At 70.0% G+C, this 13,995-nt stretch carries 12 protein-coding genes; 4 read left to right on the top strand and 8 right to left on the bottom strand.

The genetic code is table 11. The features are described from left to right. The 7 genes from ACWDUM_RS23545 to ACWDUM_RS23575 all read right to left on the bottom strand — a co-directional run bounded on the left by ACWDUM_RS23545 (position 1) and on the right by ACWDUM_RS23575 (position 8,876). Positions 1-1,359 (bottom strand): MFS transporter, encoded by a 1,359-nt coding sequence (locus tag ACWDUM_RS23545; RefSeq protein ID WP_450135849.1) that lies wholly within the window; start codon positions 1,357-1,359, stop codon positions 1-3. An 86-nt stretch (positions 1,360-1,445) separates the two neighbouring features. After that, positions 1,446-2,240 carry a MaoC/PaaZ C-terminal domain-containing protein gene (locus ACWDUM_RS23550; RefSeq protein ID WP_450135850.1) on the bottom strand — a complete coding sequence of 265 codons (795 nt, stop codon included), beginning with the start codon at positions 2,238-2,240 and terminating at the stop codon, positions 1,446-1,448. After that, complete coding sequence (locus ACWDUM_RS23555; protein WP_450135851.1) at positions 2,237-3,415, bottom strand: acyl-CoA dehydrogenase family protein; 1,179 nt, start codon at positions 3,413-3,415, stop codon at positions 2,237-2,239. The genes ACWDUM_RS23550 and ACWDUM_RS23555 overlap by 4 nt, the downstream gene beginning before the upstream one ends. A 9-nt stretch (positions 3,416-3,424) precedes the next feature. Continuing rightward, positions 3,425-4,252, bottom strand: a complete 828-nt coding sequence (locus tag ACWDUM_RS23560) for an enoyl-CoA hydratase/isomerase family protein (protein ID WP_450135852.1) — start codon at positions 4,250-4,252, stop codon at positions 3,425-3,427. After that, positions 4,249-5,658, bottom strand: coding sequence for an amidase (locus ACWDUM_RS23565; RefSeq protein ID WP_450135853.1), 1,410 nt, complete (start codon positions 5,656-5,658; stop codon positions 4,249-4,251). Before ACWDUM_RS23565 ends, ACWDUM_RS23560 begins: the two co-directional genes overlap by 4 nt. Then, on the bottom strand, positions 5,651-6,409 hold the full coding sequence (locus tag ACWDUM_RS23570; RefSeq protein WP_450135854.1) for an SDR family NAD(P)-dependent oxidoreductase: 759 nt from the start codon (positions 6,407-6,409) through the stop codon (positions 5,651-5,653). Before ACWDUM_RS23570 ends, ACWDUM_RS23565 begins: the two co-directional genes overlap by 8 nt. Before the next feature lie 43 nt (positions 6,410-6,452). Beyond that, positions 6,453-8,876, bottom strand: coding sequence for an alpha/beta fold hydrolase (locus ACWDUM_RS23575; protein ID WP_450135855.1), 2,424 nt, complete (start codon positions 8,874-8,876; stop codon positions 6,453-6,455). 180 nt (positions 8,877-9,056) lie between these two features. On the opposite strand from ACWDUM_RS23575, the gene ACWDUM_RS23580 reads away from it, so the two are divergent. Then, positions 9,057-9,677, top strand: a complete 621-nt coding sequence (locus ACWDUM_RS23580) for a TetR/AcrR family transcriptional regulator (RefSeq protein WP_450135856.1) — start codon at positions 9,057-9,059, stop codon at positions 9,675-9,677. Between the two features lie 23 nt (positions 9,678-9,700). Here ACWDUM_RS23580 and ACWDUM_RS23585 read toward each other — a convergent pair whose 3' ends face one another. Then, the gene (locus tag ACWDUM_RS23585) at positions 9,701-10,771 is read right to left on the bottom strand and encodes a DNA polymerase IV (protein ID WP_450135857.1); all 1,071 of its coding nucleotides are present in this window, start codon (positions 10,769-10,771) and stop codon (positions 9,701-9,703) included. 196 nt (positions 10,772-10,967) lie between these two features. Between ACWDUM_RS23585 and ACWDUM_RS23590 the strand changes: the two genes are divergently transcribed. From ACWDUM_RS23590 to ACWDUM_RS23600, 3 genes are all read left to right on the top strand, one after another. After that, positions 10,968-11,723, top strand: a complete 756-nt coding sequence (locus tag ACWDUM_RS23590) for a phosphoglyceromutase (protein WP_450136029.1) — start codon at positions 10,968-10,970, stop codon at positions 11,721-11,723. A 159-nt stretch (positions 11,724-11,882) separates the two neighbouring features. Further along, positions 11,883-13,148 (top strand): sensor histidine kinase, encoded by a 1,266-nt coding sequence (locus ACWDUM_RS23595; protein ID WP_450117073.1) that lies wholly within the window; start codon positions 11,883-11,885, stop codon positions 13,146-13,148. Further along, positions 13,145-13,834, top strand: coding sequence for a winged helix-turn-helix domain-containing protein (locus ACWDUM_RS23600; protein WP_450117072.1), 690 nt, complete (start codon positions 13,145-13,147; stop codon positions 13,832-13,834). Before ACWDUM_RS23595 ends, ACWDUM_RS23600 begins: the two co-directional genes overlap by 4 nt. The last annotated feature ends 161 nt before the right edge of the window (positions 13,835-13,995 follow it).

A 13,995-nucleotide genomic window follows, 5' to 3' on the forward strand; every position in this document is an offset into this window, starting at 1 on the left:
TCACACCGGGTCTGCGACGGGAACCGGTCGGGCGACGGTGTCGCGTTCGCCGACGGCGTCTTCGGTCTCGGTGACGAACGAGCGGCGGGTGCTGTACGCGGACACGAACGAGATGATCGCGCACAGGACCAGGCCCGCAGCCAGCGGCCACCAGTGCTTCGAGCCGTCGGTGGGTACCAGTGCGGCGGCGACCAGCGGGGTCGGGGCGGCCCAGGCGACACCCGCGAACGCGCTGCACAGCGCGACACCGCTGTAGCGGACCTCGGTCGGGAACAGCTGCGCGGTCATCGAGGAGACGACGGCGTAGGTGGTGGCGTGGCCGAGGACGAGGGCGCCGGTGAACGCGACCGTCATCAGCGCCATGTTGCCGGTGTTGAACAGGGCGAAAAGCGGGAAGGCGAAGGCACCGGTGAACACCACGCCGCCGATGAAGACGGTCCACGCGGGCACCTTGTCGCAGAGGATGCCGACCCCGATCATCGCGAACAGGTCGACCGTCGCGGCGATCAGCAGGATCATCAGGGTGTCGCTCCGGGTGAAGCCGTGGATGTTCGTGGCCATCGTGAGCATGTAGGTGGTGATCAGGTAGAACAGCACGATCACGCTGGCCTGCAAGCCGATTCCGGCGAGCACCTTGCCGGGCATGGTGCGGATGACCTCGAGGATCGGATGCTCGACGACGGCGGCGGTCTCCTTCACCTCGGTGAACTCGCTGGACTCCTCGACGCCGAGGCGGATGATCATCCCGATCACGACGAGCACGAAGCCGGCCAGGAACGGGATCCGCCAACCCCAGGACATCAGCTGGTCCTCGGGCATCCGGGCGACGAAGTACATGACGATCGTGGCGAGCACGAGGGCGAGCGGGCTGGCGATCTGCGGCGCCGAGCCGTAGAAGCGCATCCGGGACTTCGGTGCGTTCTCGACGCTCATCAGCACCGCGCCGCCCCACTCGCCGCCGACGGCGACGCCCTGCAGGAACCGCAGGGCGGTCAGCATGATCGGCGCCCAGATGCCGACCTGATCCCAGGTGGGCAGCAGACCGATCAGGCCGGTGGCGGCACCCATCACGGTGAGGGTGGTGATCAGGGTGGTGCGCCGGCCGAGCCGGTCACCGAGGTGACCGAAGATGAACGCGCCGACCGGGCGGGCGAGGAACGCGACGCCGAGGGTGGCGAATGATGCCAGGGTGCCGACGTTGCCCCCCAACGCCGGGAAGAAGATCGTCTTGAAGACCAGGGTGGCCGCGGTGGCGTAGATGAAGAAGTCGAACCACTCGACGGTGGTACCGACGAGACTGGCGAGGAAGGCGCGCTTCTGCTGCTTGGTGCCGAAGCTGGAGGCTGCGGGTGTGGTCATGGGAGGTGCCCTTTCAGCGGGGACTTCTCGAGGTACTTGGGGGTCCTTCGGTAGAGCTGAAAATCCGGTTCGAACTGGGCGAGCGGTCAGAAGCGAGCGTGCCCGCCGGTGAGCACGCCGGTGGTGTCGATGCGGGCGTCGAAGTCCACGCCGCCATCGCCGGCCTGCGCGCGGATGGTGAGGGTGTTGTCGGGCAGGACCGGTGCGGCGAACCGGGCCCGCAATTCGGTCAGTTCCCAGGGCTGGGCGCCGGCCGCCTCCGCGACGGTGCGGGCGGCGATGCCGAGGGTGGCCAGGCCGTGAAGGATCGGGCGGTCGAAGCCGTAGCCGGTGGACACCTCGGGGTCGATGTGCACCGGGTGCAGGTCGCCGGTGAGCCGGTACAGCGCAGGCAGATTCGGCTCGACCCGGAACTGCCGCTCGAAGGCGGCGCCGTCCAGATCGACGCGTGGGCTCGACGGGGCGCGCTCGCCGCCCCAGCCGCCGGAGCCGGGCAGGTGGATGGCGTAGGTGGCGGTGAACTGCTCGCACTCGACGGCGATGTCGATGGTGGCGGCGTTGCCCTTGTCCCACACCTGCGCGACGGAGCCGCGCATCTCGAGCTTCCCGGCCTTCGGCAGCGGAGCGTGCACGACCAACTGCTGCGCCGCGTGCAGCGACTCGAGCCGGTCGTAGGCGCCGAGCCCGCCCGCGTCCTCGACGGCCCACAGGCCCAGGCCGAGCCCGAACGTGGGCAGCACGCGCAGGTCCCGCTCGTAGACCAGCGGCAGCTGGTCCGGCTTCGCTCCGACGCACAACGCGTAGAGGATCGCGTCGGTCTCGGTGTAGGAGACGACCCGGGTGCCGAGGTCGTGGCCCTCGAGGGCGGCGACGGCGCTCACCGGAAGGCTCCGATGTTGGTGACGGCCTGGCCGAGGACCAGGGTGTGCACCTCGTTGGTGCCCTCGTAGGTGTACACGGACTCGAGGTTGTTCATGTGCCGGATCACGGGGTACTCCAACGTGATTCCGCTGGCACCGAGCATGCCGCGGGCCTCGCGGGCGACGTGCAGGGCCTGGGCGACGTTGTCCTTCTTGCCGAAGCTGATCTGCGCCGGAGCCAGTTGGCCTGCGTCCTTGAGCTTGCCGAGGTGGATCGCCAGCAGGTGCGCCCGGTTGACCCGGATCAGCATGTCGGCGAGCTTGCCCTGGGTGAGCTGGAAGCCGGCGATCGGCTTGCCGAACTGGGTGCGCTGCAGTGTGTACTCGAGCGCGGTCTCGTAGCAGTCGCGGGCGGCGCCGACCGCGCCGAACAGGATGCCGAAGCGGGCCTCGTTCAGACAGGACAGCGGGCCCTTCATCCCGACGACGTTCGGCAGCACCGCTGAGCCGGGCAGGCGCACGTTGTCGAGGACGATCTCGGCGGTCACCGAGGCGCGCAGCGAGAGCTTCTTCTCGATCTTGCGGGCCTGGTAGCCGGGGGTCTTGGTGTCGACGACGAACCCGCGGATGCCCTCCTCGGTCATCGCCCAGATCACCGCGACGTCGGCGAGGGAACCGTTGGTGATCCACATCTTGGTGCCGCCCAGGATCCAGTCGTCCCCGTCGCGCTTGGCGGTGGTGCGCATGCTCGACGGGTCGGAGCCGGAGTCGGGTTCGGTCAGGCCGAAGCAGCCGATGGCCTCGCCGGCGGCCATCCGCGGCAGCCATTCCTGCTTCTGTTCCTCCGATCCGAACTTCCAGATCGGGAACATCGCCAGCGAGCCCTGCACCGAGACGAAGCTGCGGGCGCCGCTGTCGCCTGCCTCGAGCTCGAGGCAGGCCGTGCCGTAGGCGACGGCGCTCATGCCTGCGCAGCCGTAGCCCTCGAGGTGCATGCCGAGCATGCCGAGCTTGCCGAACTCGAGCGCCATCTCCTTCGGGAACTCGTGGTTCTCGAACCATTCGCCGACGTTCGGCTTGATCTGCTCGCCCACGAGCTGGCGGACGGTGTGCGCGACCATCCGCTCCTCCTCGCTGAGCAGCTGCTCGAGCGCGAGGAAGTCGCGGGGATCGGGGGTGAGGGAGGTGTTCGTCATGGAATGTCCTCAGCGCTTGGGGGCGGCGGTGCCGCCGGGGGTGGGGGCGGCGGTGCCGCCGGGGGTGGGTTCGGGGACTGTGGTGACAGCGGCACTGCCGCCGTGTCTTTCGGAGGCGGCCGCGACAGCGGCGTGCCGGGCCGGGCTGTCGAGCAGGCCGATGCGGGTGGCCTGCCATTCGGTGTCGTCGTAGCGGCCGTCGTCGAGACTGCGCAGCAGCGCGCGGGTCGCGGCGAGCGCGTCCGGCGGGATCGACGCGAGCCGGTTGGCCAGCGCCAGGGCCTGCTCGCGCGGCTCACCGTCGGCGCGGTGGGTCGCCAGGCCGCCGGCGACGGCGTCGTCCGCGTCGAAGCGGTCGGCGAGCACCAGCAGCCGGGTGACGGTGGCCCGCGGCAGGGTGGCGTGGATCCTGCGGATCGACTTCGGGTTGTACAGCAGCCCGAGTTCGACGGCGGGGACCCGGAACCAGGCCCCGGCGCCGACGATGCGGGCGTCGCAGGAGGTGGCCAGCTCGACCCCGGCGCCGACGCACGGTCCGTCGATCGCGGCGACCACCGGGACCGCGCAGTCACGGATCGCGGCGGCCGCCGCGTCGAGATCGGCGTCGTAGTCCAGGTCGGCGGACGTGCCGGTGATGTCCGCGAAGTCGGCTCCGGCGCAGAACACGCGTCCGCTGCTGGTGAGCAGAACCGTCCGCACGTCCGCCGGCAGAGCGGTGAACGTGTCTCGCAGCTCCCGCAGCAGACTGCGGGACAACGCGTTCCGCCGGTCGGCGCGGTCGAGGACGACCTCGAGGACGTCCCCGTGCCGGCGCTGGGCGAGCATGCCGCCGGTCACGACACCGGCTCCGGTTGTGGCATGACCTCGACGGCGTCTAGACGCGGGACGGCCCACCGCTCACGCAGCGGGTTGTAGTCGAACGCCAGTGCCGATTCGAGGGATTCGGCCAGGTTCAGCAGGTCCGCGTCCCGGTCCTGCGCGGCGACGAGCTGGGCGCCGATCGGCAGTCCGTCGGACAGGCCGACGGGCAGCGTGATCGCGGGGGTGCCGGCCACGTTGAACGGGGAGGTGAACGGGAACGCTCCCCACAGCCAGTCCACCTCGACGCCGTCGATTGCCTCGGGCCGGTCGCCGTGCGGAAACGCCACCGTCGCAACGGTCGGGGTGAGCACCGCGTCGAAACGACCCAGGAACAGGTCGATTCGGCGGCGGAACTCCGGCAGCGCCTCCCTGGCCCGGGCGACGTCGGAACTGGCCAGCCTGTTCGCCGCCCGCAGACTGGCGTGCTCGTATGCGGTGAGCAGGTCCGGGTTCGCGAGCAGGTGCCCGCGCTCGCGCAGTTCGTCGTCGAGGACGAGCGGACCGAAGATGTCGCTCCATCCGTCGATCGGGATGTCCCGCTGCACCACCTCGTGGCCGAGATCGGACAGCACGCCCGCGACCACGTCGAGCCGGGCGGCGATCGCCGGATCCACCGGACGGCCCTCGGGCCGTGGGCAGTACGCGATCCGCAGCTTCGGCCCGGTGCGCCGCACCAGGGTGGTGTCGGCGAGGACCTCGACCATCAGACGGGCGTCGTCCACGGTCCACGCCAGGGGGCCGGCGGTGACGAAGTCGGTCATCGCCCGGAACCCGCGCTCGTCGGGGCACATGCCGGTGGTCGGCTTGTACCCGACGAGGCCGCTGAACGCGGCGGGGATGCGGATGGAGCCGCCGCCGTCGGAGCCCAGTGCCAGGGAGGCCAGGCCGGCGCCGAGGGAGGCCGCGGCGCCACCGCTGGACCCGCCGGGGGTGCGGGTGACGTCCCACGGGTTGCCGGTGTCGGGGCCGAGCCGGTTGTCGCTGGTGGCGGACTGGCAGAACTCGGGAACGTTCGTCTTGCCGGGCATGACGGCGCCTGCGGCACGCAGCCGGGCGACGACCCCGGAGTCGGAGCGGGCGATGCGGCCGCGCTGGGTGAGGGAGCCGAGGCCGGTTTCGGTGTCGGCGAGGTGGAAGGCGTCCTTGATGGACACCGGCACGCCGAGCAGCGGTCCGGTCTCGCCGGCCCGGTAGCGGGCGGCGGCGTCGGCGGCCTGCGCGCGGGCCAGCGTGGGGGTGAGCGTGACGTAGGCGTGGAGTCGGCCGTCGAGGCGCTCGATCCGGTCCAGGACCTCCTCGGTGACCTCGACCGGGTCCAGGTCGCCGCGGGCGTAGGCGCCGGTGAGTTCACGCACCGGCAGGTACAGGGGAGACTCAGCCATGCGGATGCACCCCACCCGAGATGCCGTACACCTCGCCGGTGACGTAACCGGAGTCGGGGCCGACGAGGAACGACACCAGGCCTGCGACGTCCTCAGGGCGGCCGACGCGGCCGACGAGGGACCGGTCCTCGGCGTAGCCGGAGAAGAACTCGTCGGGGTAGATCTTGCGGAGGAAGTCGTTGTAGATCAGGCCGGGGGTGACCGCGTTGACGCGGATGCCGAACTTGCCGTTCTCCGCGGCGGCGACGCGGGTGAGCGCGAGGACACCGGCCTTGGCTGCGGAGTAGGCGGCTCCGTGCTCGGTGCTGGTCTCGTAGGCGGAGATCGAGGAGATGTTGACGATTGCGCCGGAGTTGGCCTGCTGCATCAGGGGCAGGGCGTGGCGCATCGTGTGGAAGGTGCCGGTGAGGTCGACGTCCAGGCAGCGCTTCCAGGTCTCGGAGGACATCTCGGCGACCGGCTCGATCTTCGACCAGCCGGCGTTGTTGACCAGCACGTCGAGGCGGCCCTTCGTCTCGGCGATCTTCGCGACGACGGCCTCGACCTGCGCCTCGTCGGTCACGTCGAGCAGGTGGTGGGAGAACTCGCGACCGTGCTCGGCGGACAGCTTGGCGGCCAGCTCGCCGCACCGGCGCTCGTGGATGTCGGTGACGATCACGTCGAAGCCGTCCGCGGCGAGGCGTGAGGCGATCGCGGCGCCGATGCCGGCTCCGGCGGCGGCGGTGACGAGGGCAGTGGGACGTTCTTGCATGGCAAGGCCTTTCGAGGGGGGAAGGGGTGCGCGGTGCGCGGGGTCAGCCGGCGAGGGTGCGGCGGAGGAGGGCGATCGTCTGCTGGGGCTGGTCGACCAGCATCAGGTGCCCGGCTTCGGTGATCTCGGCGTAGCTCGCGTGCCCGATCGCGCCGAGGACGATGTCGGCGGCCTTCCTGGGACAGAAGTTGTCGTGGTCGGCGCCGATGATCGTGACCGGGGTGTCGGTGCCGATCTCGGCGAGGGCCGGGGTGAGCGGTGCGTCGACGAGCGCGGCCATCGCGGTGGAAGCGTTGAGGTAGCCCGCGGCGTCTCCAACGGCGGCCAGCCGGGCGGTGGTGACGGCGTCCACGTCGGAGGACGGATTGTGGAGGGCGGCAGCGGTGTCCGCGTGGAGGGCCTCGCGCTGTGCGGCCTCGTCGTTGCCGCGGAACAGTTCGATCCGGCCGGCGTAGAAGCCGGCGGCGCCGCGGCCGACGACGCTGGAGGTGCCGAGCGCGACGACCTCGGTGACCAGGTCGGGGCGCTGCGCGGCGGCGGACAGGACGACGGTGCCGCCGAGGGAGAAACCGATGCAGACGGCCGGTCCGGTGACCTGCTCGAGGAAGGCGATCAGATCGTCGCGCAGTTGCGTGAGGGTGCCGTCGCCGGAGCCGGCGGTGCTCCGGCCGTGCCCGCGCAGGTCGTAGGCGTAGGTGGTGTACTCGCCGATTCCGGCCTCCTGCACCGTGCGCCAGCTCAGGCGGTCCTCGGCGAGGCCGTGGATCAGCACGACGGCGGGCCCGGAGCCGGCGCGGGTGTAGGTGACGTCGATGTCGCGCAGTGTGACGGTCTCGGTGACGAGATCGGTGGTGCCGCTGGTCATGTCTGCTCCTGTCGAGATCATGTCTCTGAGAACGTTCTTGCGGATCTTTCCGGCGGGGGTCTCGGGCATTTCGGTGACCACTTCGATGGACTCGGGCCACAGCCGGCGCGGGACGCCGCGCTCGGCGAGCCAGCCGACGAACTCGTCGAAGCCGGGGGCGGTGCCGAGCGGCTGGAGGACGGCGCAGATCCGTTCTCCGAGGCGGTCGTCGGGGCGTCCGATGACGGCGACGCGGGCCACCTGCGGGTGTCCGGCGACGGCGTTCTCGATCTCCACCGGCGAGATGTTGACGCCGCCACGGATGATCAGGTCCTTGATCCGGCCGGTCAGCCTCAGGTAGCCGTCGGAGTCGACGATTCCGGTGTCGCCGGTGCGGAACCAGCCGTCGGAGGTGAACGAGGTGCGGTACAGCTCGTCCTGGCCGATGTAGCCGAGAAACAATGAGGGCGTGCGCATCACGATCTCGCCGTCGGTCCCGCGCGGGGCGATGGCGCCGTCCTTCGTGATCGTTTCGAGTGCCACCCCGGGCATCACCTTCCCGCAGGTTCGCGCGACGAGTTCGGTGGTGTCGCCGGGGAGGCTGGAGGTGGCGCCGCCCTCGCTCATCGCCCAGATCGCGGCGATGCGGGTGCCGGGCATCTGGGTCTGGGCGAGCTCGATCAGGCTGGGTGCGACCGGCGCGCCGCCGCAGAGGAAGACGCGCAATCCGTTCAGTTTCGGTGTGTCCGAGTCCCATTCGGCGTCCACCACGTCCTTGAGGAACGGGGTGGCGGCGACCGTGATCTCGCATCCGTACCGGTCGACCAGATCGAGTGCCCGGCGCGGGTCCCAGGCGTCCTGCAGGATCAGCGTCGCTCCGGTCATCATCGACATCCGGGCGCCGTGCCAGAAGCCGGTGCTGTGGCCGAGTGGGGAGGGCATGAAGATCGGGTGCTCGCCGGTGACCTGATAGCGGTCGATGACCATCCGGTTGTAGGCACTGAGGCCGGCCTCGGAGTGCGCGATCGCCTTCGACTTGCCGGTGGTGGACGAGGAGAACAGGATGTGCGCGAGTCCGGCCGGGTACTCGGGGACGACGGCGTCCGGTCCGTCGAAGGTGCGCCAGGTGCGGGTGCGGTGGTCGCCGTCGATCAGCAGGGCATGGACCAATCGGCCGAGTTCGGCTGCAAGAACATCGGATTCGGCAGTGAAGTCGCGTCCACGATGGGCTCGCGGCAGGATCACGGCCTTCGCCCCGACCAGGTTCGCGGTGTAGGCGACGGATTTCGGGTCGGTGGTCACCGGGAGGGTGCCCGCGACCAGTCCGGCGCGGACGACGGCCAGGTAGGCGGCCATCCACTCGGTCCAGTTCGGCAGGCAGACCACGACGACGTCGCCGGCGACGAGGCCGCGTTCGATCAGTTCGGCCTCGATCTCCGAGGACAGGTCCCACAGTTCGCGGCGGGTCAGAACGTGGTCGCGGTCGTCGCGGACGGCGACGGCCTGCGGATCCCGCGCCAGGTGGCCGCGGAAGAGGGCCAGGGGAGTCTCGGTGGTGGGGGACTCGCCGGCCGGGCACCCGTCGAGGGCGATGGTGGCGAGAGTGGCTACGCGGGAATTCACAGCGACTCCGTTTCGGTGAAAAGCCGGGTGGGGGAAGCGCAACGCGGGGAGATCGCGGCGTCGATGGAATGATTCTGTGGGGTAACCCGGCTCACAGTCAAGAGAGTGACGTCGCTTTTTTGTAAACTCTGATCATCAGTCTGTTAACCAGCTACGATTCGCGCAACGAAAAGGAGAGGTATGCCGCACGTACCGAACACCACCAAGGGGCGTCAGACTCGCACCCGCCTCCTCGACGCGGCCCGGGCCGTGTTCGCGCGTGATGGTTACGTCGGTACGACGATGAGCGGGGTGGCCACGGAGGCCGGCATGTCGCTCGGGGGGCTGTACCGGTACTTCAAGGACAAGGACGACCTGTTCTCGGCGCTGATCGCCGACACCCACGACGACCTGTTCCGGGCTAGCGGAAACCTGAAGCACCGGCTCGAGGACGAACCGTACGAGGCCCTGCTCGAATCGAACACCGGCTACCTGGCGCACTACTACGACAACCGCGACATCATGCGCACCCTGGTCGAGGCCGCCAGCGTGGATCCGCAGTTCCGGGAGTTCTGGTGGAAGATGCGCAACCGGCACATCGACCGGTTCACCACCGCGTTGAAGTCCAAGTGTGGCATCGTCGAGGTCGCCGGCCAGCCCTCCTCGGTGATGGTGGAGGCGATGGCCTGCATGGTCGAGCAGTCCGCGTACGTCTGGTACGCGCAGGACGCCCTGCAGGACCGGACGATGCCGGTGGAGCAGGCGGCGGAGGTCGTCACCCGGATCTGGTTCGCGACCTTCTTCGGCGGCGAGCGGGACTGACGACCGCGCCCGACCGAAGCCGCTCACGGCCGAGCCGGTGTCTCCTGAGGGGCGGTCATGTCGAGGCGCAGTCCCAGTAGCCGAATCGAGCGGTCCGGCTCGAGGCGGCCGGTGAGCGCGACCGCTGCGTCCGCGATCACCGCCGGGTCGTCCGTCGGCTCCGGGAGCGCCCGCCCGGTGGTGTGCGTCTCGAACGGGGCGTAGCGGACCTTCAGCGTCACCCGCACCGCGGCGCGGCCCTCGGCTCGCACGTCTGCCGTGACCCGCTTCGCGAGTGCCCGCACCGCGGCCTCGACATCGGTGCGGTCGGCGAGGTCGTGCTGGAACGTCGTCTCGCGGCCGTGTCCGCGCGCGACATACGGCTCGTCGCTGACCCGCGTCGCGCCCAACCCGCGGCCGAGCCGGCCCAGCCACGGCCCGGTGGTCGGCCCGAACGCGGCCGCGAGGTCGCCCTCGTCCGCGTCCGCCAGTTCCCGGACGGTGTGAATGCCCTGGGCGGCCAGCTTCTTCGCGGTCTTCGTCCCGACACCCCACAGGGCGGTGGGGTCGCGCCCACCCATCACCTCGAACCAGTTCTCCGCCGTCAGCCGGAACATGCCGCGCGGCTTGCCGAATCCGGTGGCGATCTTCGCGCGCAGCGTGTTGTCGCCGATCCCGACCGAGCAGTGCAGGCCGGTCGCCGCGAACACGTCGGCCTGCACGGTCCGGGCGAGCGCCTCCGGGTCCGCGGTGTCGGCGCCGAGGAACGCCTCGTCCCAACCGAGCACCTCGACCACGACGTCGAGTCCCCGCAGCGTCGCCATCACCCTCGCCGACGCCGCCGTGTAGGCCGCGGCGTCGACCGGCAGGAAGGCCGCTCCCGGCACGTGGGCGAGCTTGCGCGCCGCGACCTTGAGCGGCATCCCGGATCCGACGCCGAATTCGCGGGCCTCGTACGAGGCGGTGGAGACGACGCCCCGCTCGGTCGGGTCGCCGCGCCCGCCGACCACGACCGCCCGCCCGCGCAGCTCCGGCCTCCGGAGCACCTCCACCGCCGCGACGAACTGGTCGAGGTCGACGTGCAGCACCCACCGGTCACGTGGCGGCGAACTCATGAACCCAGTGTGCGCCGGCCGGCTCACAGTTCGGGTGGAGACCGCTCCGCTCGCTCGGTTGGCACGTGCGGATCCGGGTCGGCGTGGTCGGCGTTCGGCGCAGTCCTGCCGTCGAGCGTTTCCCGTGCGTGGTTGCCGGGCGGGTTGCGTCGGGACCTCGACCCGAGCCCCCGGTCGGGGTTGGACTCATGACACGATTGACCACATGAGTACCGGAACCCTTGTGCTGCTCCGCCACGGCGAGAGCGAATGGAACGCGATGAACCTGTTCACCGGATGGGTGGACGTCCCGCTCACGGACAAGGGTGTCGCGGAGGGCAAGCGCGCCGGTCAGCTGCTCAAGGAGCACGACCTGCTGCCCGACGTGCTGTACACCTCGCTGCTGCGCCGCGCGATCAGCACCGCGAACATCGCGCTCGACGCCGCCGACCGGCACTGGATCCCGGTTGTCCGCGACTGGCGCCTGAACGAGCGGCACTACGGCGCGCTGCAGGGCAAGAACAAGGCGCAGACCAAGGCCGAGTACGGCGACGAGCAGTTCATGCTGTGGCGGCGTAGCTACGACACCCCGCCGCCGCCGATCGAGGCCGGCAGCGAGTACAGCCAGGACGCCGACCCGCGGTACGCGAACCTCGAGCAGGTCCCGCTGACCGAGTGCCTGCTCGACGTCGTCAAGCGCCTGATCCCGTACTGGGAGGACACCATCTCCCAGGAGCTGCTCGCCGGGAAGAACGTGCTGGTCGCGGCGCACGGCAACTCGCTGCGCGCCCTGGTCAAGCACCTCGACGGCATCTCCGACGAGGACATCGCGGGCCTGAACATCCCGACCGGCATCCCGCTGCGCTACGACCTCGACGAGAACCTCAAGCCGCTCAACCCGGGCGGCACGTACCTCGATCCCGAGGCGGCCGCGGCCGGTGCCGCGGCCGTCGCCAACCAGGGCGCGAAGTAGCAACACCATGACGACGACCCGGGCCCCGCACGCGGATCCGCGGACCCGGGTCGAACGCCAGGTGAACAGCAGGAAAACAGTGCCGTTCGGCGCCGTGACGTGCAGCGAAACGCCTGCACCCGGCGCCGATCGGTGTTTTCGCGGTCGTACGATTCACTCGTGACTGTTGTTCAGGTCGTCGTTCTGGTCGCCGCCGCCGCGGTGATCGGCTACCTGGTCGGCGGGGTGCTCGTCCCGCGACTGAAGGCGCGCTACAACCGGCGCGAAGCCGAGCAGGCCGGCCTGACGATGTCCCAGGTACTCGACCTGATCGTGCTCGCCAGCCAGAGCGGCATCGCCGTCGTCGACCGATTCCACGACGTGGTCCTGTTCAACCCGCGGGCCGAGGAACTCGGCCTGGTGCACAACCGGACCATCGAACCGCGCGCCTGGGCCGCGGCGAACAAGGTCCTCGACACCGGCGAACCCGTCGAGGTCGACCTCAGCGTCAAGAACCCCGGGCGCGGCCGCGGCCGGATCGCGGTCCGTGGACTCGCCCAGCTGCTCAGCGAGGAGGACCGCCGATTCGTCGTCCTGTTCGCCGACGACGACTCCGAGGTGGCGCGGATGGAAGCCACCCGCCGGGACTTCGTCGCCAACGTCAGCCACGAGCTCAAGACCCCGGTCGGCGCGATGGGACTGCTGGCCGAGGCCCTGCTCGAATCCGCCGACGATCCCGCGTCGGTCCGGCACTTCGGTGAGCGGGTGCTGTCCGAGTCGCGGCGGCTCGGCAACATGGTCGGCGAACTGATCGCGCTGTCCCGGCTGCAGGGCGCCGAGAAGCTGCCCGACCTCGAGCCGGTCGCGGTGGACGAGGTGATCGACGAGGCCATTCGGCGCAGCACGCTGACCGCGGAGAACGCGGGCATCACCGTCACCGCGGACAAGCCGAGCGGCCTCGAGGTGCTCGGCGACCGCACCCTGCTCGTGACCGCGCTGTCGAACCTGGTGGAGAACGCGATCGCGTACTCGCCGCAGGGGTCGGCGGTGTCGGTGAGCCGATCGCTGCGCGGCGACGACGTCGCGATCGCCGTCACGGACCGCGGGATCGGCATCGCGAAGGAGGACCAGGAGCGGGTCTTCGAGCGGTTCTTCCGCGTCGACAAGGCCCGGTCCCGCTCCACCGGCGGCACCGGGTTGGGTCTGGCGATCGCGAAACACGTCGCCGCCAACCACAACGGTTCCATCACCCTGTGGAGCAAGCCCGGGACCGGCTCCACCTTCACCCTGGTCGTGCCCGCGCACACCGAGGAAGCCGATTCACCCGACGACCAACCGGCGCCCGACGCGCTCGGGCGCCCCGCCGCAACCTCAGGCAAGTCCATTACGACCATTCACCCAGAGCGACCCGGTCAGGGCGCAACGAACATGGAGGCCAACCGGTGACGAACGTGCTGATCGTGGAAGACGAGGAGTCGCTGGCCGACCCGCTCGCGTTCCTTCTCCGCCGGGAAGGATTCGAGGCGACGGTCGTCGGTGACGGTCCGTCCGCGCTCGCCGAGTTCGACCGCGCCGGGGCCGACATCGTGCTCCTCGACCTGATGCTGCCGGGTATGAGCGGCACCGACGTGTGCAAGCAACTGCGTGCCCGCTCCGGGGTGCCGGTGATCATGGTGACCGCCCGCGACAGCGAGATCGACAAGGTGGTCGGTCTCGAACTCGGCGCGGACGACTACGTGACGAAGCCGTACTCGGCGCGAGAACTGATCGCCCGGATCCGCGCGGTGCTGCGCCGCGGCGCCGACAACGACACCGACAGCGGGATTGCCGACGGTGTGCTCGAGGCCGGGCCGGTCCGGATGGACGTCGAACGCCACACCGTTCAGGTGAACGGTGAGCCGGTGACGTTGCCGCTCAAGGAGTTCGATCTGCTCGAGTACCTGCTGCGCAACTCCGGCCGGGTGCTCACCCGCGGCCAGTTGATCGATCGCGTGTGGGGCGCCGACTACGTCGGCGACACCAAGACCCTCGATGTGCACGTCAAGCGGCTGCGCTCGAAGATCGAGGCGAACCCGGCCAAGCCGGAGCACCTCGTCACCGTCCGCGGGCTGGGTTACAAGCTCGAGGGGTAGGAGGAGGGTGCCGCGTCAGCGCGGTACCACCGTTTCGCAGTCGCCAGAGGTATGGCGTTATACCCTGAGTTGCCCGGTTTTGCGGCGGAATCGACAGCAAATCCCTAGCATGTGTTGGTCACGAACACCAGCGCAAAGTGGTTTCGATTCGTGAACAAGAC

Source organism: Rhodococcus sp. NPDC003322 (assembly GCF_053589555.1).

Coding starts and splice junctions, on each gene's coding strand:
- ACWDUM_RS23545 (WP_450135849.1), bottom strand. CDS start 1,359: ATGACCACACCCGCAGCCTCCAGCTTCGGCACCAAGCAGCAGAAGCGC.
- ACWDUM_RS23555 (WP_450135851.1), bottom strand. CDS start 3,415: ATGACGAACACCTCCCTCACCCCCGATCCCCGCGACTTCCTCGCGCTC.
- ACWDUM_RS23565 (WP_450135853.1), bottom strand. CDS start 5,658: ATGGCTGAGTCTCCCCTGTACCTGCCGGTGCGTGAACTCACCGGCGCC.
- ACWDUM_RS23570 (WP_450135854.1), bottom strand. CDS start 6,409: ATGCAAGAACGTCCCACTGCCCTCGTCACCGCCGCCGCCGGAGCCGGC.
- ACWDUM_RS23580 (WP_450135856.1), top strand. CDS start 9,057: ATGCCGCACGTACCGAACACCACCAAGGGGCGTCAGACTCGCACCCGC.
- ACWDUM_RS23585 (WP_450135857.1), bottom strand. CDS start 10,771: ATGAGTTCGCCGCCACGTGACCGGTGGGTGCTGCACGTCGACCTCGAC.